Origin of the sequence: Actinoallomurus sp. NPDC050550 (genome assembly GCF_040655075.1) — a bacterium.
In the GTDB taxonomy this organism is placed as follows: domain Bacteria; phylum Actinomycetota; class Actinomycetes; order Streptosporangiales; family Streptosporangiaceae; genus Actinoallomurus.
Genome location: NZ_JBFAJC010000052.1, coordinates 14,818 through 33,558, shown reverse-complemented (window position 1 = coordinate 33,558; position 18,741 = coordinate 14,818). Strand labels below are relative to the sequence as shown.

Annotated in this window: 20 protein-coding genes and 1 pseudogene; 7 read left to right on the top strand and 14 right to left on the bottom strand. The window is 71.2% G+C overall.

What is annotated here, in order from left to right; genetic code table 11:
- Positions 1–7 precede the first annotated feature (7 nt).
- Complete coding sequence (locus tag AB0I04_RS43480) at positions 8–688, top strand: hypothetical protein (RefSeq protein WP_360898582.1); 681 nt, start codon at positions 8–10, stop codon at positions 686–688.
- A gap of 20 nt (positions 689–708) precedes the next feature.
- On the opposite strand, the gene AB0I04_RS43475 is transcribed toward AB0I04_RS43480, so the two are convergent.
- On the bottom strand, positions 709–1,212 hold the full coding sequence (locus tag AB0I04_RS43475; protein ID WP_360898580.1) for a DivIVA domain-containing protein: 504 nt from the start codon (positions 1,210–1,212) through the stop codon (positions 709–711).
- A gap of 121 nt (positions 1,213–1,333) precedes the next feature.
- Here AB0I04_RS43475 and AB0I04_RS43470 point away from each other — a divergent pair, with 121 nt between their 5' ends.
- A complete protein-coding gene (locus tag AB0I04_RS43470) occupies positions 1,334–1,798 on the top strand; it encodes a general stress protein (RefSeq protein ID WP_360898578.1) in 465 nt (154 codons plus the stop codon).
- Positions 1,799–1,994: 196 nt separating this feature from the next.
- Here the strand turns inward: AB0I04_RS43470 and rlmN are convergent.
- Positions 1,995–3,083, bottom strand: a pseudogene (gene rlmN / locus AB0I04_RS43465) (23S rRNA (adenine(2503)-C(2))-methyltransferase RlmN); the annotation flags it as partial.
- A 137-nt stretch (positions 3,084–3,220) separates the two neighbouring features.
- On the opposite strand from rlmN, the gene AB0I04_RS43460 reads away from it, so the two are divergent.
- Complete coding sequence (locus AB0I04_RS43460) at positions 3,221–4,366, top strand: suppressor of fused domain protein (protein WP_360898576.1); 1,146 nt, start codon at positions 3,221–3,223, stop codon at positions 4,364–4,366.
- Between the two features lie 167 nt (positions 4,367–4,533).
- On the opposite strand, the gene AB0I04_RS43455 is transcribed toward AB0I04_RS43460, so the two are convergent.
- From AB0I04_RS43455 to rpsB, 5 genes are read right to left on the bottom strand one after another with little or no spacing between them, the layout of a single operon-like run.
- On the bottom strand, positions 4,534–5,415 hold the full coding sequence (locus AB0I04_RS43455) for a phosphatidate cytidylyltransferase (RefSeq protein WP_360898574.1): 882 nt from the start codon (positions 5,413–5,415) through the stop codon (positions 4,534–4,536).
- Entirely contained in the window at positions 5,415–5,972 is a 558-nt protein-coding gene (frr, locus tag AB0I04_RS43450; RefSeq protein ID WP_360898572.1) for a ribosome recycling factor, read from the bottom strand. The genes AB0I04_RS43455 and frr overlap by 1 nt, the downstream gene beginning before the upstream one ends.
- A 14-nt stretch (positions 5,973–5,986) precedes the next feature.
- A complete protein-coding gene (gene pyrH, locus AB0I04_RS43445; RefSeq protein WP_360898570.1) occupies positions 5,987–6,751 on the bottom strand; it encodes a UMP kinase in 765 nt (254 codons plus the stop codon).
- Positions 6,752–6,803: 52 nt separating this feature from the next.
- Entirely contained in the window at positions 6,804–7,640 is an 837-nt protein-coding gene (gene tsf / locus AB0I04_RS43440; RefSeq protein ID WP_360898568.1) for a translation elongation factor Ts, read from the bottom strand.
- A 36-nt stretch (positions 7,641–7,676) separates the two neighbouring features.
- Positions 7,677–8,687 carry a 30S ribosomal protein S2 gene (rpsB, locus tag AB0I04_RS43435; protein WP_360898566.1) on the bottom strand — a complete coding sequence of 337 codons (1,011 nt, stop codon included), beginning with the start codon at positions 8,685–8,687 and terminating at the stop codon, positions 7,677–7,679.
- Positions 8,688–8,950: 263 nt separating this feature from the next.
- Here rpsB and AB0I04_RS43430 point away from each other — a divergent pair, with 263 nt between their 5' ends.
- The gene (locus AB0I04_RS43430; RefSeq protein WP_360898564.1) at positions 8,951–9,739 is read left to right on the top strand and encodes a peptidoglycan DD-metalloendopeptidase family protein; all 789 of its coding nucleotides are present in this window, start codon (positions 8,951–8,953) and stop codon (positions 9,737–9,739) included.
- Between the two features lie 124 nt (positions 9,740–9,863).
- Here AB0I04_RS43430 and AB0I04_RS43425 read toward each other — a convergent pair whose 3' ends face one another.
- A complete protein-coding gene (locus AB0I04_RS43425; protein ID WP_360898562.1) occupies positions 9,864–10,877 on the bottom strand; it encodes a tyrosine recombinase XerC in 1,014 nt (337 codons plus the stop codon).
- Between the two features lie 360 nt (positions 10,878–11,237).
- Here AB0I04_RS43425 and AB0I04_RS43420 point away from each other — a divergent pair, with 360 nt between their 5' ends.
- From AB0I04_RS43420 to dprA, 3 genes are read left to right on the top strand one after another with little or no spacing between them, the layout of a single operon-like run.
- Positions 11,238–11,594 (top strand): YraN family protein, encoded by a 357-nt coding sequence (locus AB0I04_RS43420; RefSeq protein WP_360898560.1) that lies wholly within the window; start codon positions 11,238–11,240, stop codon positions 11,592–11,594.
- A gap of 2 nt (positions 11,595–11,596) precedes the next feature.
- The gene (locus AB0I04_RS43415; protein WP_360898558.1) at positions 11,597–13,150 is read left to right on the top strand and encodes a YifB family Mg chelatase-like AAA ATPase; all 1,554 of its coding nucleotides are present in this window, start codon (positions 11,597–11,599) and stop codon (positions 13,148–13,150) included.
- A 12-nt stretch (positions 13,151–13,162) separates the two neighbouring features.
- Positions 13,163–14,320 carry a DNA-processing protein DprA gene (dprA, locus tag AB0I04_RS43410; RefSeq protein ID WP_360898556.1) on the top strand — a complete coding sequence of 386 codons (1,158 nt, stop codon included), beginning with the start codon at positions 13,163–13,165 and terminating at the stop codon, positions 14,318–14,320.
- 221 nt (positions 14,321–14,541) lie between these two features.
- Here the strand turns inward: dprA and AB0I04_RS43405 are convergent, their stop codons facing one another.
- The 6 genes from AB0I04_RS43405 to rimM all read right to left on the bottom strand — a co-directional run bounded on the left by AB0I04_RS43405 (position 14,542) and on the right by rimM (position 18,729).
- Entirely contained in the window at positions 14,542–14,853 is a 312-nt protein-coding gene (locus tag AB0I04_RS43405) for a DUF2469 domain-containing protein (RefSeq protein WP_360898554.1), read from the bottom strand.
- Positions 14,854–14,880: 27 nt separating this feature from the next.
- Positions 14,881–15,642, bottom strand: a complete 762-nt coding sequence (locus tag AB0I04_RS43400; RefSeq protein WP_360898552.1) for a ribonuclease HII — start codon at positions 15,640–15,642, stop codon at positions 14,881–14,883.
- A gap of 75 nt (positions 15,643–15,717) precedes the next feature.
- Positions 15,718–16,770: a signal peptidase I gene (gene lepB, locus AB0I04_RS43395; RefSeq protein WP_360898550.1), complete on the bottom strand. Its 1,053-nt coding sequence runs from the start codon at positions 16,768–16,770 to the stop codon at positions 15,718–15,720.
- Positions 16,771–16,916: 146 nt separating this feature from the next.
- Positions 16,917–17,267 carry a 50S ribosomal protein L19 gene (gene rplS, locus AB0I04_RS43390; RefSeq protein WP_252807910.1) on the bottom strand — a complete coding sequence of 117 codons (351 nt, stop codon included), beginning with the start codon at positions 17,265–17,267 and terminating at the stop codon, positions 16,917–16,919.
- Between the two features lie 106 nt (positions 17,268–17,373).
- Positions 17,374–18,147 (bottom strand): tRNA (guanosine(37)-N1)-methyltransferase TrmD, encoded by a 774-nt coding sequence (gene trmD, locus AB0I04_RS43385; protein ID WP_360898547.1) that lies wholly within the window; start codon positions 18,145–18,147, stop codon positions 17,374–17,376.
- Positions 18,148–18,228: 81 nt separating this feature from the next.
- Positions 18,229–18,729 (bottom strand): ribosome maturation factor RimM, encoded by a 501-nt coding sequence (gene rimM / locus AB0I04_RS43380; protein WP_360898545.1) that lies wholly within the window; start codon positions 18,727–18,729, stop codon positions 18,229–18,231.
- Positions 18,730–18,741: the final 12 nt, after the last annotated feature.

Genomic DNA, 18,741 nt, shown 5'->3' with positions numbered 1-18,741 from the left:
CGCGGCGATGCGGTTCCAGCTCGAGGGGTACGCGCGGTCGGCGCGGATCCTGCACCCGGTGCTCGCCTTCATGCTGCTGCTGGCGATCGTCTTCTCCTCCCCGCTCGGCGGCACCCCGGCCCAGATACGGTCCGGCGCGCTGACCACGATCGGCGACCTGACCGCGCTGAGCTTCCCGATCTGCGCCTGGGCGGCGCGCGGGCTGCTCGACAACGAACCGGACGCCCAGCGGCACATCGGGGTGATCGCCCTCGGATGGTCGCGGGCGACGGCCTGCGGGCTGATCGCGGCCGCGGGGTTCACGGCCTGCCTGGCGCTGGTCGCCTCGGTGTACCCGCTCGCGGCGGCGGTCTTGTACGGGGTCCGGCCCTCCGTGCTGCTGCCGGCGATCGGGCTGATCCTGCTGTCGGCGCTGGCCGCGACGGCGCTCGGGGCGCTCACCAGCCGGGCGATCCTCCCCTCCCCCGGCTGGTCGGTCCTCGTACTGCTCGGCGTCTACGTGGCCGACCTGCTGCTGGGACTCGGTCCGCTGCGGATCCTCACCGTCCCGATGATCGAGTGGATGGGGGCGGCCGGTCGCGGCGCGTCCGCGTTCACGAGCGGCCTGCCGTGGTTCGCCCTGCGCACGCTCGCCTGGACGGCGCTCGCCACGGCGCTGTACGTCCGGCTCCGGCGCACCCGGGCCTGATGTGCCGTCCAGGGCGTGTCCTAGGCGAGGCGGTCGAGTTCGGCCGCCAGGTGCTCGAGGAAACCGTCGACGTCGGGCTGGCTGTATCCGGGCCGGAGCCGGGTCGTCGCGAAGCGCGCCGCCCGTACGTCCGCCGACCGTGCCGTACGGCCGCGCAACGCGACGAGCATCGTGTCGAGGAAGGCGTCGACCTCCCGCTCGTCGTAGCCCTCGGTCAGCCGGGTCGTGACGAACCGTACGTTGCGCACCAGCCCCGCGAGCCGGTCCGCCTCGGCGGCGGCCAGCCGGCGTCGCCTGACGTTCTCCTTCGCCTCGAACTCGCGCAGGTACTCCTCGAGCCGCTCGTCGACGGCGGTTCCCCGATAGCCGCGCAGGGTGACGGCGAAGCGCACCTGGCCGATCTCGGCGGCGGTGACCGGCGGCGCGAACAGCTGCGCACGGCCCAGAGTCCCCTCGACGCGGGCGATGAACGCGTCGACCTGGTGACGGTGATAACCGCGAAGGGCGGTCGGGAACTCCGGCATAGCCGCATTCTCACTCAAATCACGGTGACTGCGGCACCGCATGCCGGAAAAAGGGGTGTAGGGGCTGGACCTGGGGAAATCTGTCAAGGAGGTCGACACACGGACCAGGGGGACTGAGGATATGACGACGGAGAACGCAGCCGGGCCGCAGAAAGTGGTGCTCGGCGGCTACACGAGACACGAGGCCGCGCAACGCGCGGTGGACGTCCTGGCGGAACGCCACTTCCCGGTGGAGCACGTCTCGATCGTCGGTTCCGGACTGAGGCTCGAGGAGCGGATCCTCGGCCGGTGGACGCTCGGCAAGGCGCTCCTGGCGGGCGCGAGCTCCGGCGCCTGGATCGGCCTGCTCATCGGCGTGATCTTCTGGATCGTCAGCCCATGGGTGGTGGGCGCGGTGATCTCCGCGATCATCCTGGGCGCGATCTTCGGTGCGATCTTCGCCGCGGTGGCGCACATGGTGCGGCGGCAGACGTTCGCGTCGGCCAGCGCCGTGGTGGCCGAGCGGTACGACGTGCTCGTCGACTCGGAGTTCGCCGCCGAGGCCAGGCGTCTGCTGGCCGCCGTACCCACCGACCAGCCCCACTGACCCGGCGGGACGGTCCACTGGGGGCGGTTCGGTCCCGGACAGTGCGGGGTGGGGCGCGGGTCGTCTACTCGGCGGCGGGAAGCGGGCCGTTCCCGGACAGCGGTGGGATCGGGCGGTCCGGCAGGACGGGGAGCACCCGCTCCGGCAGAGCGGCGAGGGGCTGCTCCGGCACGGCGGCGAGGGGCTGCTCCACGCTCTTGGCCGCCAGCTGACCGCACGCTCCGTCGATCTCCTGACCCCGTGTGTCCCGTACGGTGACGGGGACGCCGTGGGCCTCCAGGTGCCGGACGAACTCCGTCTGGTCCGACGGCCGCGACGCGGTCCACTTCGAACCCGGCGTCGGGTTCAACGGGATCAGGTTGACGTGCACCGGGTGGCCCTTGATCAGCCGGCCGAGCAGGTCGGCGCGCCACGCCTGATCGTTGATGTCCCGGATCAGGGCGTACTCGATCGACACCCGGCGCCGGGTGCGGTCGGCGTACGCCCACGCGGCGTCGAGGACCTCCCGGACCTTCCAGCGGGTGTTGATCGGCACGAGCTCGTCGCGCAGCTCGTCGTCGGGCGCGTGCAGGGACACCGCCAGCCGCACCTTGAAGTCGAGGTCGGCGAGCTGGTTGATCTTCGGGACGAGGCCCACCGTGGAGACGGTGATGTTCCGCTGGGAGATGCCGAGCCCCTGCGGGCTCGGGTCGCTGAGCCGATGGATCGCCCGGACGATGGCGGAGAAGTTGGCGAGCGGCTCGCCCATGCCCATGAAGACGATGTTGCTGACCCGGCCCTTGCCGCCGGCGATCTCACCGCGGTCGAGCGCCCGGGCGCCCGCCATCACCTGCTCGACGATCTCGGCGGTCGACAGGTTGCGGGTGAGCCCCGCCTGGCCGGTGGCGCAGAACGGGCAGTTCATGCCGCAGCCGGCCTGGGAGGAGACGCACATCGTGACCCGGTCCGGATAGCGCATGAGGACCGACTCGACGAGCGTGCCGTCGAACGCCTTCCACAGCGTCTTGCGCGTGGCGCCGTTGTCGCAGGTCAGATCACTCACCGAAGTGAGCAGGGACGGCAGCAGCTCGGCGACGAGGCGGTCCCGGACGGCAGCCGGCAGGTCCGTCATGTCCGACGGATCGTCGGCGAGCCTGCCGAAGTAGTGGCGCGACAGCTGGTCGGCGCGGAACGGCTTCTCGCCGAGCGCGCCGACGGCCTCCCGCCGCTCGTCCCAGGACAGGTCGGCGAGGTGACGCGGAGGCTTCGCCCGGCGCGGAGCGGCGAAGGTGAGCTGAGCGGGCATGTCCGTTCCAGTGTGGCAGACGCCGGGGGGAGCTTCGTACGTCCGCGCGTCCGCGAGCGGACCTTACCGGGAGTGCATTTCATCGTGGAGGACGTCAATGCCGCGACGGGGACCGCGCACTCACTACAGTCCCCTCTATGCCGGTATTGCGCAGAACGCCGCAGGAGACGCGTGTCCTGATCAGTGACACCAGCCCCTACGGAAGCCGTGTCCTCGAAGTGGAGTCCGATCACGTCGCGACGGCGGCGTACCTCCGCAGGAGCGACGGGCATACCGTGGCCGCGGCCTGGGTCGCCAACCACCAGGACGCTTCGTCCCACCCCGACCTCGCGCGGCTGAACGCCGGGCTGGTCCCCGCCATGCCGTCGGGCCACACCAAGCACCCCAAGGGACGGTCAGCGCCCGACCCGCGGTCGCTGACGATCGTCTGGTTCGAGGAGGGCGATGGTGCGGCGCTGCTCGAGGACGGGCAGCCTCTGTGCGTGATCCCCGGTTGGTCGGACATGGACCGCGGACTGCCCGGGTACAGCCGGGAGGCCATCGGCCAGAGCCCGTTCGCGTTCGCGCTGGACGACGAGATCGAGGACCTGGGGCCGCGCATCCTGCAGGCGCAGGCGTTCTGGGACTGGCGGAAGGCGGACGGCTCCTGGGAGGGGTTCCAGCAGTCGGTGCTGGGGCATCTGCTGGGCCGGCTCGGGCCCGGTGGGTACTACTGGCATGACGTGGGCCGGCAGTGGCGGGCCCGTGCGGGGAAGGGACCGGGCTCCGGAGGCGAGCAGCCCGTCGTCGGGGTCTCCGAACGCCCCCCGATGGGCGACCGCTCCTACCGCGTGCTCAGCACGGTCGGCATGAGCTGCCAGCGGATGCCCACCGTCGAGCTGTACGAGGACGACGTGGCCGACCACGCCCGCATCGAGCTCGCCGTGGCCACCACCCTGCCCAGCCAGCGCGCCGGCAGCATCTTCCCCTGGCTGGCGCAGTACCCGTGGCGCGCGATCACGTCCTTCGCCCCGGGCGACAACGTCAAGTGGTACCACGAGGCGAAGACCTTCCCGCTCGGCCCGAGCTGGGAGGGCGTACTGCTGCTCGACGACCCCAGCCGGCTCAAAGGGCCGGCCGCGCCGGACATGAGCGGCTTCTCGTTCGGCGGCGACCCGGTGCACTGGCTGTGGCTCGTGCCGATCACCGAGGCGGAGCGGCAGTTCGGCAAGGACGAGGGCCCGGACGCGTTGATCGAACGGCTGTCCCGGAAGGGACGCAGCTGGGTCGTCGGCGAGGAGTGACCCCGCGGTAAGGACCGTGGGCGGCCGGAGCGTCGCGCCGCCCACAGTGCGGCCAGGCACACGGCGGAGCGCCGCCCACAGTGCGACCGAACACGCGGCGGAGCCCGGCCCACAGTGCCGCTACGCGCGCGGCAGAGCCGGCGAGCCCTGGGCCGTCCGCGGTTCGGCTACGCGGGGACGAACGCCTGGAAGAGCAGCCACACGACGGGGACGGTGGCCAGGAGGGAGTCGAGGCGGTCCATCACGCCGCCGTGCTCCGGCAGGAGGGTCCCCATGTCCTTGATGCCGAGATCCCGCTTGATCATCGACTCGATGAGGTCGCCGAGCGTGGCGGAGCACACGGCGGCGGCGCCGACGATGACCCCCTGCCACCAGGTGCCGTGCACCAGCCAGGGCATCAGCACCCCGCCGACCGCCATACCGGTGAGGAGCGATCCGCTGAACCCCTCCCAGGTCTTCTTCGGGCTGATGGCCGGCGCCATCTTGTGCGCGCCCAGGAAGGAGCCCGCGAAGAAGCCACCGGTGTCGCTGGCGACCGTCAACGCGATGAAGACGATGATGCGGTCCGGGCCATCGTCCGCGTGCAGCATGAGGACCACGAACCCGGCGAGGAACGGAACGTACGCCGTGGTGAACACGCTCGCCGTGGCGTCCCGGACGTAGCCCTCCTGGCCTCCGGTCAGCCGCCACAGCAGGGTCGCCAGCACCGTAAGGGCGAACGTCGCCACGAGGCCGGTGGTCCCCCAGACGTACGTGCAGACCAGCATGGCCAGGCCACCGGCCATGATGGGGACCCGTTCGACCCGGATGTCCCGCGTCCCGAACGCCCGGATGAGCTCCCAGACGGCGACGCCGAGGAAGACCACGACGACGCCGAGGAAGATCTCCTTGACGGTGTAGAGGGACACCAGCACGAGGGCGCCGAGCCCTAGGCCGACCCCGACGGCGATGGGGAGATTCCGGCCCGGCCGACGCTTCTTCTTGCCCGTTTCTTCCGCCTGTGCCTCCGGGATCTCCGGTGCGGGCGTAGGGGCCTGCTCGAGTCCCACTAGACCTCGAGCAACTCGGCTTTCTTGTGCTCGAGCAGCTCGTCGATCTTGGCGACGTGCTTGTGCGTGAAGTCGTCCAGCTCCTTCTCCGCGCGGCGCACGTCGTCCTCGCCCGCGTCGCCGCCCTTGGCGAGCTTGTCGAGGCCGTCCTTGGCGTGCCGGCGGATGTTGCGGATCGAGACCCGCGCGTCCTCCGCCTTGTGCCCGGCCACCTTGATGAACTCCTTGCGGCGCTCCTCGGACAGCTCCGGGAACACCACACGGATGATCTTCCCGTCGTTGCCCGGGTTGACACCGAGGTCGCTGTCGCGGATGGCCTTCTCGATCGCGCTCAGGGAGTTCGCGTCGTACGGCTGGACGATGACCATGCGGGGCTCGGGCAGCGTGAACGACGCCAACTGGTTGATCGGCGTCGGCGTGCCGTAGTACTCCGCCGCGATCTTGTTGAACATCGCGGGCGTCACCCGGCCGGTTCGGATGCCGTTGAAGTCATCCTTGGCGACCGTGACGGCCTTCTCCATCTTCTCCTCGGCTTCGAGGAGGATCTCGTCGATCACCTTCGGCTCCTTGTTCAGCTCTCCGCCGGACTTACCAATGTGCCGATCTTCTCACCGCGGACCGCCCGCACGATATTGCCTTGCCCCATCAGGTCGAAGACCACGATGGGCAGGCCGTTGTCCATGCAGAGGCTGATCGCGGTGGCGTCCATGACCTTCAGACCGCGCTGCAGCACCTCGCCGTACTCGAGCCGGTCGAACCGGAAGGCGTCCGGGTTCTTCTTCGGGTCGGCGTCGTACACGCCGTCGACCTGGGTGCCCTTCAGCACGGCGTCGGCGCCGATCTCCAGCGCCCGCTGCGCCGCGGCCGTGTCGGTGGAGAAGAACGGCTGGCCGAGGCCGGCGCCGAAGATCACCACACGGCCCTTCTCGAGGTGGCGGATGGCCCTGCGCGGGATGTACGGCTCGGCGACCTGGCCCATCGTGATCGCCGTCTGCACCCGCGTGTCCAGGCCGAGCTTCTCGAGGAAGTCCTGCAGCGCGAGGCAGTTGATCACGGTGCCGAGCATGCCCATGTAGTCGCTGCGCGAGCGGTCCATGCCCTGCGCGGACATCTGCGCGCCGCGGAACATGTTGCCGCCGCCGCAGACCACCGAGACCTGCACGCCCTCCCGCACCACCTCGGCGATCGCCTCGGCGATGTGCTGGACGACCGCGGGGTCGATGCCGAGCGCCTCGCCACCGGCGAACGCCTCGCCGGAGAGTTTGAGGAGCACCCGCTTCCAGCCATGGTGAGACGACGGAGCCGCCGTCGTGTCGGTCGTCTTACTTTCCTGCACGGCGGCGGCTCCTTCGTTTTACTCTCAGCGGCTGGGCGTCCTCGATGCGGGCCTAGACCTGCCCGACCCGGAACCGGGCGAACTGCTTGACGTTCACCCCGGCGTCCTGGAGGACCTTACCGACGGACTTCTTCGGGTCCTTCACGAAGGGCTGCTCCACGAGGACGAAGTCCTTGAAGTAGGCCCTCACGCGGCCCTCGACGATCTTCGGGATCGCCTGCTCGGGCTTGCCCTCGTCGCGGGTGATCTGCTCGGCGAGCGCCCGCTCCTTGGCGACGACGTCGGAGGGGACGTCGTCGTTGGTGAGGTACTTCGGAGACATCGCGGCGATCTGCTGCGCGATCTCCTTGGCCACCTCGGGCGCCTCGGTGTCGAGCTCGACCAGCACGCCGGTGGCCGGCGGCAGCGACGGGTCGGACTTGTGCAGGTAGCTGGCGACGTACGCGCCCTTGAAGTGGGCGAAGCGGCCGAGCTCGAGCTTCTCCCCGATCTTGGCGCTGTTCTCGTCGATCAGCTGCTGGACGGTCTTACCCGCCTCGATCTCGGCGGCCAGCAGGGCGTCGCGGTCGGCCACGTCGCTCTTCGCGGCGAACTCGACGATCTGATCGGCCAGCGCGATGAAGCCCTCGTTCTTGGCGACGAAGTCGGTCTCGCAGTTGAGCTCGAGGATCGCGCCGTCGCCGGAGCCGTTGAAGAACTCGGCGACCAGGCCGTTGGCGGCGGTGCGCTCGGCGCGCTTGCCGACGTCCTTGGCGCCCTTGAGACGGAGCAGCTCGACCGCCTTGTCGAAGTCGCCCTCGGCCTCCTCGAGGGCCTTCTTACAGGCCATCATCCCGGAGCCGGTGGTGTCCCGGAGCTTCTTGACGTCGGCGGCGGTGAAGTTCGCCATTGTGGTCTTGTCTCTCTCGTCGTCGGTCGTGGGCCGTCAGGAGTCCTGGCCGGTCTGCGGCTGCTCGGCCGGCGCGGCCTCCTCGGCCTCGGCGGCCTCCGTCTGCGGAGCCTCGGCGGCCTGCTCCTGCGGGGCCTCCTCGGCCTGGGCCTGCGGAGCCTCGGCCTGCGGAGCCTCGGCGGCCTGCTCCTGCGGAGTCTCCTCGGCCTGGGCCTGCGGAGCCTCGGCCTGCGGAGCGGCCTCGGCCGTCTCGCCGGACTCGTTCTTGCTCTGCAGGAGCTCGCGCTCCCACTCCGTGAGGGGCTCCTCGGCGCCAACGACGGCGGGCTTCTCGTCACCGGACGGCGCGGCGCCGGCGCGGGCCATCAGGCCGCCGGCCACGGCGTCCGCGACCACGCGGGTCAGCAGGCTGACGCTGCGGATGGCGTCGTCGTTACCCGGGATCGGGTAGTCGACCTCGTCCGGGTCGCAGTTGGTGTCGAGGATCGCCACCACCGGGATGCCCAGCTTGCGGGCCTCGTTGACGGCGATGTGCTCCTTCTTGGTGTCGCAGATCCACACCGCGCTGGGCACGCGCGCCATGTCGCGGATACCGCCGAGGGTGCGCTCGAGCTTGTCCTTCTCACGCTTGCGCATGAGAAGCTCCTTCTTCGTCATACCCGAGCCGGCGACGTCGTCGTAGTCGAGCTCCTCGAGCTCCTTCAGACGGGTGAGGCGCTTGTGCACCGTGGAGAAGTTGGTGAGCATGCCGCCCAGCCAGCGCTGGTTGACGTACGGCATGCCGACGCGCTGCGCCTGATCGGAGATCGACTCCTGCGCCTGCTTCTTCGTACCGACGAACAGGATCGTGCCGCCGTGGGCGACCGTCTCCTTGATGAAGTCGAAGGCGCGGTCGATGTAGGACAGCGACTGCTGCAGGTCGATGATGTAAATGCCGTTGCGCTCGGTGAAGATGAAACGCTTCATCTTCGGGTTCCACCGGCGGGTCTGGTGGCCGAAGTGGACGCCGCTCTCGAGCAGCTGCTTCATGGTGACGACGGGTGCCATGCCCGTGGTTCTCCTGTCCGGCCCGATGTCGGGCCACGTCCCGGTTGTTTGTCTGCGCCCGTGCGCCCCTGCCATGACGAGCGGTCATGGACCGAGAGGGCCGCCCCACCAATGCCCGGTGGCCGGCGGACGCGTGAATTCGGTCATGCGACCGTTGAGGCAAGTGTACCGGCGGCTCACCCCCTCGTGGACTCCACGTCTCCAACGCCGAGGTTTTCCCCAGTTTTCGTCGGGGTCCTGTCGCGGGGCGGCCGGAGGCACGCATGCTCGGTGCCATGGTGTGGTCCGGGATTCTCCTGGTCATGGCGGTTTCCGGCGGGGCGGACGCGGGCTGGCAGTGGCCGTTACGCCCGCCACCGCCGGTTCTGCGCCGTTTCGACCCGCCCGCCCATCCGTGGGAGGCCGGCCATCGGGGGGTCGATCTCGCCGCGCCTCCCGGCCGTCCGGTCTTCGCCGCCGGCGCGGGACGGGTGGCCTTCGCCCACGACCTGGCGGGCCGCGGTGTGGTGACGATCACCCATGGCGCGCTCCGCACGACCTACCTGCCCGTACGCCCCGCCGTGCGCCCCGGGCAGATCGTCGCGGCGGGCGCGCGGATCGGCGTCGTGGAGGGGGTTCTGGGCCACTGCGGGCAGGAGAGCTGCCTGCACTGGGGACTCCTGCGCGGCGGCTCCTACCTCGACCCGCTCTCCCTCCTCGGCCTCGGCCCCGTACGCCTCCTGCCCTGGTGGCACGCCCCTCCCTCGTCCGCCGCTCCCTGGCCGCGATCGTCGCCGCGAGCCAGAGCCGACCCCGGCGGGCGCGGGCCGGTGTCGGCGATCCACTCCCCCGCGACGGCCCGGCCGTCCGCGGCACCCGGGAGGACACGGCCGACCGCTCCTGGGCCGCCGACACGACGGGCGGTCACGGCTCCGGCGACGCGACCGGTCAGCGCCATCACGGGCATCGGCGCGTCGGTCGGTCCGATCGCGGTCTCCGGAGCGGCGGCCATCGCGCTGTCCCGGCTCCTCGCTCGCCGTCGCCGCCGACGCTCACCCGGACGGGACCACTGATCGCACGAGCCCGGGCGAGCGGTCCGCGGTGACACCCGCAGGCGCCGCCAGGGCATGACCCGCCGATTCCATGGAGGCGGATGCGACCGTCGGCCACATACCGAAGGACGGCCGGGAGATCCCGCTATGCCCGGGGGTGGGCCTGCCGGTAGGCCGCCCTGAGCCGCTCCGCAGTGACGTGTGTGTACATCTGGGTCGTCGCCAGGGAGGAGTGCCCGAGGATCTCCTGCACGCTGCGCAGATCCGCGCCCCCTTCCAGGAGATGGGTGGCCGCGCTGTGCCGGAGGCCGTGCGGCCCCATGTCGGGCAGGCCCAGCTCCGCGAGCCGCCGGTGCAGGTCGCGCCGGACGACGGTGGGGTGCAACCGGCCGCCGCGGGTGCCGAGGAACAGCGCGGGTCCGCTGCGGTCACGCACGAGGCCGGGGCGTCCCCGGCGCAGCCACGCGTCGACGGCCCGTGCCGCCGGCGCGCTCATCGGGACCGTACGTTCCTTGTCGCCCTTTCCGATCACCCGGATGGTGCGCCGGGCGAGGTCGACGTCGTCGACGTCCAGCCCGCACAGCTCCCCGATCCGGATGGCGGAGCCGTAGAGCAGTTCGAACACGGCCTGGTCCCGCAGCGCGACGGCGTCCGTGCCGTCGCCCGAAGCGGGCTCTTCGCGACTGTCCGTACGTTGCCCGGAGTCGTTCGTACGATCATCGGCCGCCGCCGTCCGGCCGCGGGACGGTCTGCGGTCGAGTAGTGCGGTGGCCTCGTCCTGGCGCAGCACTCGCGGCAGCGTCCGCCCCTGCTTGGGCGTGCCCAGAAGGACGCCGGGGTCGGTCGGCAGCAGCCCCCGGCGATGCGCGAACGCCGTGAACACGCGCGCCGAGGCGGTCCGGCGGGCGAGCGTGGCACGCGACCGGCCGAGCGCGTGCTGCGCGGCCAGCCACGTCCGCAGCACACGTACGTCCAGACCTGCCACATCGCGCAGTCCCATGCGGTGGGCGTGCGCGAGCAGATCGGTGACGTCTCCCAGGTAGGCGCGGACGGTGTGCGCGGACAGACCGCGTTCGGCGCGCAGGTGCCGTTCGAAATCGGACAGCACCAGGCCGAACGCCTCAGCGGACTCCGCGCCGATCTCCTCGTTCGCCGCCATCTGCTCCCTCGCGGACTCGCCTCCGGCCGGAACCCCGGCGCAGCGTCACGCCGACGCCGTGCATGCCCAACCGTGCGCGACCTTGCCCAGTGAATCAAGCGACCGCACCGGCCCGGCCCGGTTATCCACAGAATGCGATTCGCCTGACACGGATGGTGACCGATCCGGCAGCGTCGACATCGGAGGTGAGCGCATGAACGAGCGAATCATGAGCACAGCGCGCCCGGCCACTCCTCCGACGCCGGGAGGTCGGCCGGGGCGGGTTGGTCGGGCAAGACCGGGAGGTCGGCCGGGGCGGGTTGGTCGGGCGAGACCGGGAGGTCAGCCGGGGTCGGTTGGTCGGGCGAGGCAGGAGGCCGTATGAACGCGAAGGACTCACTCGGACGGCAGGGCGAGCAGGCGGCAGCCGATCACCTGGTCCGGCTCGGCTGGCAGATCCTCGATCGCAACTGGCGATGCGGCGAGGGCGAGCTGGACATCGTGGCCCGCGACGGCGGGGAGCTGGTCGTGTGCGAGGTGAAGACCCGTTCCAGCACCGTCTTCGGCACCCCCGTCGAGGCGATCACGCCGGCCAAGGCGGCGCGATTACGACGCCTCGCGGCCCGTTGGCTCGCCGCCCACGGCGTCGCTCACGCCACCGCACGCATCGATGTCATCGGTCTGCTCGCCGACGGGCCCGGCCGCTTCACCGTCGACCATCTGAAGGGAGTGTGCTGACGATGGCCCTGGCCCGTGCCCGTGCCGTCGCGCTCTTGGGCGTGGACGGCGCTCTCGTCGACGTCGAGGCGGCGATCACCAGCGGCGTTCCGGGCCTGCACCTCGTGGGCCTGCCCGACGCCGCGCTCAGCGAGGCCCGTGACCGCGTCCGCGCCGCGATCCTCAACAGCGGTGAGCAGTGGCCCAACCGGCATGTCACAGTGAGCCTTTTTCCCGCGAGCATGCCGAAGCGGGGCAGCGGCTTCGATTTGAGCATCGCCGTTGCCGTGTTGGGCGCGGAGGACGCGTTCCCGGCCGCGGCGTGTGCGGGCATGGTGCTGATCGGCGAGCTGGGGCTCGACGGCCGGGTCCGTCCCGTGGCCGGGGTGCTGCCCGCCGTGCTCGCGGCGGCCGACGCGGGCGCCGACACGGTGGTCGTGCCGAGGGTCAACCTCGCCGAGGCGTCGCTCGTGCCCGGCGTGCGGGTCATCGGGATCCGGACGCTGCGGGCCCTGGTGGCCCGGCTCCGCGACCTGCCGCCCCCGGATGACGAGGAGGAGGCGGGTGAGAAGGGGGCGCCCCCGCAGCCCAACGGCCTGGCCGCCCGCTCCCGGGCCCGGCGCGGCGATCTCGACCTGGCCGACGTGCGGGGCCAGGCCGACGCGCGCAAGGTGCTGGAGGTCAGCGCCGCGGGCGGCCACCATCTCCTGCTGACCGGCCCGCCCGGCTGCGGGAAGACCCTGCTGGCCGAGCGGCTGCCCACCCTCCTGCCGGAGCTCGACCATGACGCCGCCCTGGAGGTCACCGCCATCCACTCGGTCGCGGGCGGTCTCCCGACCGGCCAACCGCTGATCACCGATCCGCCGTTCTGCGCTCCGCACCACACGGCGTCCCGGGCCGCCCTGGTCGGCGGCGGGAGCAACCGGCTCATCCAGCCCGGAGCGGTGTCGCTGGCGCATCGAGGGGTTCTCTTCCTCGATGAGAGCCCCGAGTTCGCCGGCGGGGTGCTGGACGCCTTACGCCAGCCTCTGGAGGTGGGCGAGGTGGTCATCGCCCGATCGGGGGCCACGGCCCGGTTTCCGGCGCGGTTCACGCTGCTGCTGGCGGCCAACTTCTGCCCGTGCGCGGCGGCGAAGAACCGCGACTGCACCTGCCCGCCCTCCACCCGGCAGCGGTACCTCGCCCGGCTGTCGGGGCCGTTGCTCGACCGGATCGATCTGAAGTCGGAGCTGAAAGAGGTGTCCCGTGCGGACCTGCGGTACGACCTGCACGTCGCCGAGTCCAGCGCGACGGTCGCGGAGCGGGTGCTGGTCGCCCGCGACCGTGCCCGCGAACGCCTGGCGGACCTGCCCTGGCGCACCAATGCGGACGTGCCCGGCCGGGAGCTGCGGCGCCGCTTCGCGCCACCGCACGGGGCGCTGGCGGCACTCGACCAGCCGCTGGCCGACGGACGGCTCAGCGCTCGCGGCCTCGACCGCGTCGTCCGCGTCGCCTGGACCCTCGCCGATCTCGCCGGAAGGGACGCTCCGACCGCCAGTGAGGTCGACGAGGCGTTCGGTCTCTGGCAGGGACACTGACCGGGAGGAGACATGATGATCTCGGCCGAGGAACGCCGTGCCCGCGCGCTCCTGACACGCATCGCAGAGCCCGGCGATGAGCTGTTAGGCCGGATGATCGCGGCGGAGGGAGCGATCGGAGCGCTGGACGTCATCCGCTCGGACGCCGTGCCGGACTCCGGTCCGACGGATTCGGGCAGGGGCGACCCGGGTCGGCGGTTCGCCGCGTGGCGGGCCCGGCTTCCCGATGCCGATCCGGAGCGCCTCCTCGCCGAGTGTGATGCGCTCGGCGGACGACTCGTGTGCCCGGGAGACGCGGAATGGCCGTCCCAGCTCGACGATCTCGGAGGCCGGCGGCCGTACGCGCTGTGGGTGCGCGGCGATGAGGATCTGCGGTTCTCCTGCCTGCGGTCCGTGGCGATCGTGGGATCCCGGTCGGCCACGTCCTACGGCGTCAACGTCGCCGCCGAGATGGGCGCCGAGCTGGCCGACCGCAAATGGACGGTCGTCTCCGGGGGCGCCTTCGGCATCGACGCGGCGGCGCATCGAGGAGTGCTCGCCGCCGACGGCCTGACGGTCGCGGTGTTCGCCTGCGGGTTCGACGTGACCTATCCCGGCTCGCACGACGGGCTCTTCACCGAGATCGCGCGCTCCGGCCTGCTGGTCAGCGAGTTCCCGCCCGGCACTCCGCCCAACCGGAGCCGCTTTCTGGTGCGCAACCGGACGATCGCGGCGCTGACCCGCGGCACCGTGGTCGTGGAGGCGGCGCGCCGGAGCGGCGCGATCAGCACCGCCCGTCATGCCCGTGACCTTCGCCGCGCCGTGATGGTCGTCCCCGGGCCGGTGACCTCGGTGGCCTCCGTCGGCTGTCATGTCATGCTGCGGGAATGGGGTGAGGCCGTCTGCGTCACCGACACCGCCGAGATCCTCGACCTGGTCGGGCTCGTCGGCGACGACCTGGCGCCCGAGAAACGCGGGCCGGTCCTCGACCGTGACCGGCTGGCCCCCGTGACGAGGGACGTCCTGGAGGCGATTCCCGCACGCGGCGGAGCGGGTACGGCACGGATCGCGGTGACCGCCGGCGTCGATCTCGACACCGCGCTCGCCAGTCTGGGCGCCCTGTCGGCGGGCGGCTTCGTCGAGCGCTGCGCGAAGGGATGGAAGCTCCGCCGCCGACCGCCGGACGCCTGACCGGCGCCCACGACCCGCACATCACGGGTCCTGGTCGGCGACCGTGACCCGCAAGAGGGTGGCCCTCTGAGCCCGGCGACCGCGACCCGGAACGCAGCCCCCCTCCGAGCCCGACGACTCCGACCCGCACGCCACGGCTCCGAACTTCGGGAGCGGTCAACGCGAAGGGCGGGCGGCACTTCGGTGCCGCCCGCCCGAATCGCACTTGTCCGGGGGACGTGTCAGTTGTCGGGCAGTTCCAGGTCGCTCTTGGCGAGTTCCTCAACGTTGACGTCCTTGAACGTCACGACCCGAACGTTCTTCACGAAGCGCGCGGGGCGGTACATGTCCCACACCCACGCGTCCTGCATGGCCACCTCGAAGTAGGTCTCGCCATTGTCGGTACTGCGCACCTGCAGATCGACGGTGTTGGTGAGATAGAACCGGCGCTCGGTCTCGACGACGTACGTGAAGAGGCCGACGACATCGCGGTATTCGCGGTAGAGCTGGAGCTCCATCTCGGTCTCGTACTTCTCGAGGTCTTCTGCGCTCATGCTCGCGTTCCCTCCCCGTGCCGCGGCTCAGGCGACGTCCGCCTGGTCGGCGGTGTCCTCATAGTGTGACGCCTCCCAATCGATCTCCCCAGCCTCTGAGGCGCCGTTTTTCGGCCCGGCCTCCGTCGTGGCCACCCGGGCCACGTTGACGAAGGAGAGCCGATGTTCAGGACAAGGTCCATGCTCCTCCAACGCCGCGGCGTGCGCGCGGGTGACGTACCCCTTGTGAACGCCGAAGCCGTACATCGGATAACGCTCGTGCAGCCCGGTCATGATCCGGTCCCGGGTCACCTTCGCCACGATCGACGCGGCGGCGACGCAGGCCGCCACCCGATCGCCCTTCGGCACCGGCAGCGTCGGCGCGTTGATGCCCGGCACCGGGAATCCGTCCGTGAGTACATAACCGGGGAGCACGCCGAGGGCCGCCAGCGCTCGCCGCATCCCGGCGATGTTGCAGCGGTGCAGGCCGATCCGGTCGATCTCCTGGCACGGGATGACGAGAGCGTGCCAGGCCAGGGCCGTGGTCGTGATCTCCCCGTACAGCCGCTCCCGGCGGGCGGCGGTGAGCAGTTTCGAATCCGCCAGCCCCTCGATGCGGCGACGACGCTCCGGTCCGAGGATGACGGCCGCGACGACCAGCGGCCCGGCGCACGCGCCGCGACCCGCCTCGTCGACCCCGGCCACCGGGCCGAGACCGGCGCGTTCCAGCACCCGTTCGTACGCGTACATTCCGACGTCACGTCGAGGGGTGAGACCTCGCGGACGGTGAGCTCGGACATCGATGTACACATCAGGCAGGGTACGTCGCGTGAGGGCGCGGCCGGGCCGGAACCCCGCGTGCGGCGGGCCTATTCGCGTGAACGATCACTCCGGGGTGCGGCGGAACCGGCGGCGGCCGCGTCGGCGTGGCGCGGGCCCGGTGCGGAGGAGACGTCTGCGCAGCAGGGTGACCGGAATGGCGCCGGCGAAACCGAGTGCCAGCGGGACGGCGGGCAGCGTGGCGTTCGCGAGGGCCAGACCCGGTTGCCCGAACGTTTTGGGGATCGGCAGCGTCTTGACCCGGGTGACGGGCCAGACGACGACGAACGCGCGGCCGACGACCCGGCTCTCGGGGATCGTGCCGCCGCCGGGGTCGCCCAGGTGGCCGCGGGAGTCATAGGAGACCTCACGGTGGTCGCCCATCACCCAGAGCCGGCCCGGAGGCACGGTGATCTTGAACTTGGCGTCGGACGGCTTGTTCTGCTCGTGGGTCTCCGGGTCCGTGTAGAGGTACGCCGTCTCGTTGAGCGGGTGACCGTTGACGGTCACGCGGCCCTGGGCGTCACAACAGGCCACGTGGTCGCCGGGCACGCCGATGACCCGTTTGATGTAGTCCTTCTCGCCGGGGACGACGCCGAAGGCACTGCCGATGGCGCGCAGGACCTTGGAGACCGGGTTGCTCGGCGCGGAGTACTGGACCTCGGGGTCCCAGGAGTCGAGCCCGTTGAAGACGACGACGTCACCGCGCTTGATGTCCCGGGTGTGGTAGACGATCTTGTTCACCAGGACCCGGTCGCCGACCTTGAGGGTGTTCTCCATCGACTGCGACGGGATGTAGAACGCCTGGACGGCGAACGCCTTGATGACCATGGCCAGGGCGAGGGCGACGCCGATCAGGATCGGCAGCTCCTTCCAGAAGGAGCCCTGCTTCTTCTTCTTTCGCGAGCCCTTGCCGTCGGCGGCGTCGTCGCCGTCCGGTCCGGACGCTCCCGACGATCCCGACGCGGCGGCCTCGGTGGCCTCCGGCGTCTCCGCGATCTCCGATCGCTCGTCTCCCGGATCCGGGTCCGCGGAGCGCGCGCCATTCTGCGATGCCTCGTGGCGCGTGTCGCCGGCGGTGGCCGCGGGCTCGCGCAGGCCCTGCTCGTCGTCAGTCATCAGGGGAAGCCTAATGCCCTGAGGCCGTAGGGGTGGCCAACGTCAGCGTGTCGTCTGCGGTGTACCGGGAAATCCCCTTCCCCGGCAACGCAAAGACCCCGGCACGCCGATGAGCGTGCCGGGGTCGGAAGCGGAAATCACGCCGCTCAGTTGTCGCGCTTCTCCTTGATGCGGGCGGCCTTGCCGCGCAGCTCGCGGAGGTAGTAGAGCTTGGCGCGCCGGACGTCACCGCGGGTGACGACCTCGATCTTGTCGATGGACGGGCTGTTGAGCGGGAAGGTCCGCTCCACGCCGACGCCGTAGCTGACCTTGCGGACGGTGAACGTCTCGCGGGCACCGCCGCCCTGACGCCGGATCACCACGCCCTGAAAGACCTGGATGCGGCTCCGGTTGCCCTCGGTCACGCGCACGTGAACCTTGAGCGTGTCACCCGGGCGGAAGTCCGGTACGTCGGACCGCATCGCGGCCTTCTCGATCTCCTGGATCAGGGTGTGCATGACTGCGGTTCCTCGTGGTGAAAACGCGCACGACCATGAACGCCGGCGCGCGATGGGGTCTTCTGGAAAGTCTGGACACGCCCAGCGTGAAAGCCGGGGTGACGTCTCAGTGTGCCATACGTTCGGCGTCAACCGGAAAACCGACCTCGGTGAGGGCTTGACGGTCGGCCTCGTCCAGCCGGTTGCGGGCGATCAGCTCGGGCCGCCGTACGGCGGTGCGGCGCAGCGCCTGATCGCGCCGCCACCGGGCGATCGCGGCATGGTTGCCGGACATCAGCACCTCGGGCACGTCGCGCCCGCGCCAGGTGGCCGGCTTGGTGTAGACGGGGCCTTCGAGCAGGGCCTCCATGCGGCCCGGCGCGAACGAGTCGTCGCTCACGGACTCGGCGTTGCCGAGGACGCCGGGCAGCAGCCGGGAGACCGCCTCGACGATCACCAGGACGGCGACCTCGCCGCCGGCCAGAACGTAGTCGCCGATGCTGACCTCGTCGACCGGCATCCGTTCCCGGGCGTCCTCGATGACGCGGGCGTCGATCCCTTCGTACCGCCCGCACGCGAACACCAGCCAGGGCTCGGCGGCGTACTCGGCGGCGAGTTCCTGCGTGAAGGGACGGCCGCTCGGTGTCGGGACGATGAGACGGGCGCGGGAGGGCGGGGGCACGACGGTGTCCAGCGCCTCGCCCCACGGCTCCGGTTTCATCACCATGCCGGGGCCGCCGCCGTACGGGGTGTCGTCGACGGTGCGGTGGCGGTCGTACGCGCAATCCCGCAGATCGTGTACGTGCACGTCGACGTCGCCGCGCCGCCGTGCCTTGCCCAGCAGGGAGACGTCGAGGGGGGCGAAGTACTCGGGAAAGATCGTGACGATGTCGAGTCTCATGGGCGCTCCGTGGATCCTGTCTTCAGTGTGCGCGCCGCGCGCCGCCGTCGCGAGCCGGTCGCGGGCCCGCGGCGGCGTGGCTCACTCGAGCAGGCCGGGAGGAGGGTCGAGGACGATCCGCCCGCCGGGCACGTCGACCTCGGGGACGAGGGCGCGGACGAACGGCACGAGCGCGTCGCCGCCGGGGCGCCGGATGACCAGGAGGTCCTGGCCGAGGTGCTCGACGTCGATGACCTCCCCGACCTCGGTGCCGTCGGTGGTCACGGCGAGCAGGCCGATGAGCTCCTGGTCGTGGAACTCGTCCGGGTCGTCGCTGGGCGGGATGTCGGCGGAGTCGACCAGCAGGACGACGCCGCGCAGCGCCTCCGCCGCCGTACGGTCGTCGATGCCGGCGAATCGCACGAGGAGGCGCCCGGTGTGCGGTCGTACGGACTCCACGGTCAGCGGTCCGAGGCGGGCCGGGTCGGTGGCAAGCGATGACCCTGGCGCGAATCGCACGCCAGGGTCATCGGTGCTCGCCTCGACGCTCACCTCGCCGCGGACGCCATGGGCCCGTCCGATCCGGCCGACGGCGAGCAGCATCAAGCCGCTCCG

Excerpts from the sequence above, each read along its gene's own strand:
- rimM (WP_360898545.1), bottom strand. The coding sequence starts at position 18,729 with ATGCTGCTCGCCGTCGGCCGGATCGGACGGGCCCATGGCGTCCGCGGC.
- AB0I04_RS43430 (WP_360898564.1), top strand. The coding sequence starts at position 8,951 with ATGCTCGGTGCCATGGTGTGGTCCGGGATTCTCCTGGTCATGGCGGTT.
- AB0I04_RS43405 (WP_360898554.1), bottom strand. The coding sequence starts at position 14,853 with ATGAGCGCAGAAGACCTCGAGAAGTACGAGACCGAGATGGAGCTCCAG.
- AB0I04_RS43475 (WP_360898580.1), bottom strand. The coding sequence starts at position 1,212 with ATGCCGGAGTTCCCGACCGCCCTTCGCGGTTATCACCGTCACCAGGTC.
- rpsB (WP_360898566.1), bottom strand. The coding sequence starts at position 8,687 with ATGGCACCCGTCGTCACCATGAAGCAGCTGCTCGAGAGCGGCGTCCAC.
- tsf (WP_360898568.1), bottom strand. The coding sequence starts at position 7,640 with ATGGCGAACTTCACCGCCGCCGACGTCAAGAAGCTCCGGGACACCACC.
- AB0I04_RS43470 (WP_360898578.1), top strand. The coding sequence starts at position 1,334 with ATGACGACGGAGAACGCAGCCGGGCCGCAGAAAGTGGTGCTCGGCGGC.
- dprA (WP_360898556.1), top strand. The coding sequence starts at position 13,163 with ATGATGATCTCGGCCGAGGAACGCCGTGCCCGCGCGCTCCTGACACGC.
- AB0I04_RS43460 (WP_360898576.1), top strand. The coding sequence starts at position 3,221 with ATGCCGGTATTGCGCAGAACGCCGCAGGAGACGCGTGTCCTGATCAGT.
- trmD (WP_360898547.1), bottom strand. The coding sequence starts at position 18,147 with ATGAGACTCGACATCGTCACGATCTTTCCCGAGTACTTCGCCCCCCTC.
- AB0I04_RS43425 (WP_360898562.1), bottom strand. The coding sequence starts at position 10,877 with ATGGCGGCGAACGAGGAGATCGGCGCGGAGTCCGCTGAGGCGTTCGGC.
- AB0I04_RS43420 (WP_360898560.1), top strand. The coding sequence starts at position 11,238 with ATGAACGCGAAGGACTCACTCGGACGGCAGGGCGAGCAGGCGGCAGCC.
- rplS (WP_252807910.1), bottom strand. The coding sequence starts at position 17,267 with ATGCACACCCTGATCCAGGAGATCGAGAAGGCCGCGATGCGGTCCGAC.
- lepB (WP_360898550.1), bottom strand. The coding sequence starts at position 16,770 with ATGACTGACGACGAGCAGGGCCTGCGCGAGCCCGCGGCCACCGCCGGC.
- AB0I04_RS43480 (WP_360898582.1), top strand. The coding sequence starts at position 8 with ATGCGGTTCCAGCTCGAGGGGTACGCGCGGTCGGCGCGGATCCTGCAC.
- AB0I04_RS43415 (WP_360898558.1), top strand. The coding sequence starts at position 11,597 with ATGGCCCTGGCCCGTGCCCGTGCCGTCGCGCTCTTGGGCGTGGACGGC.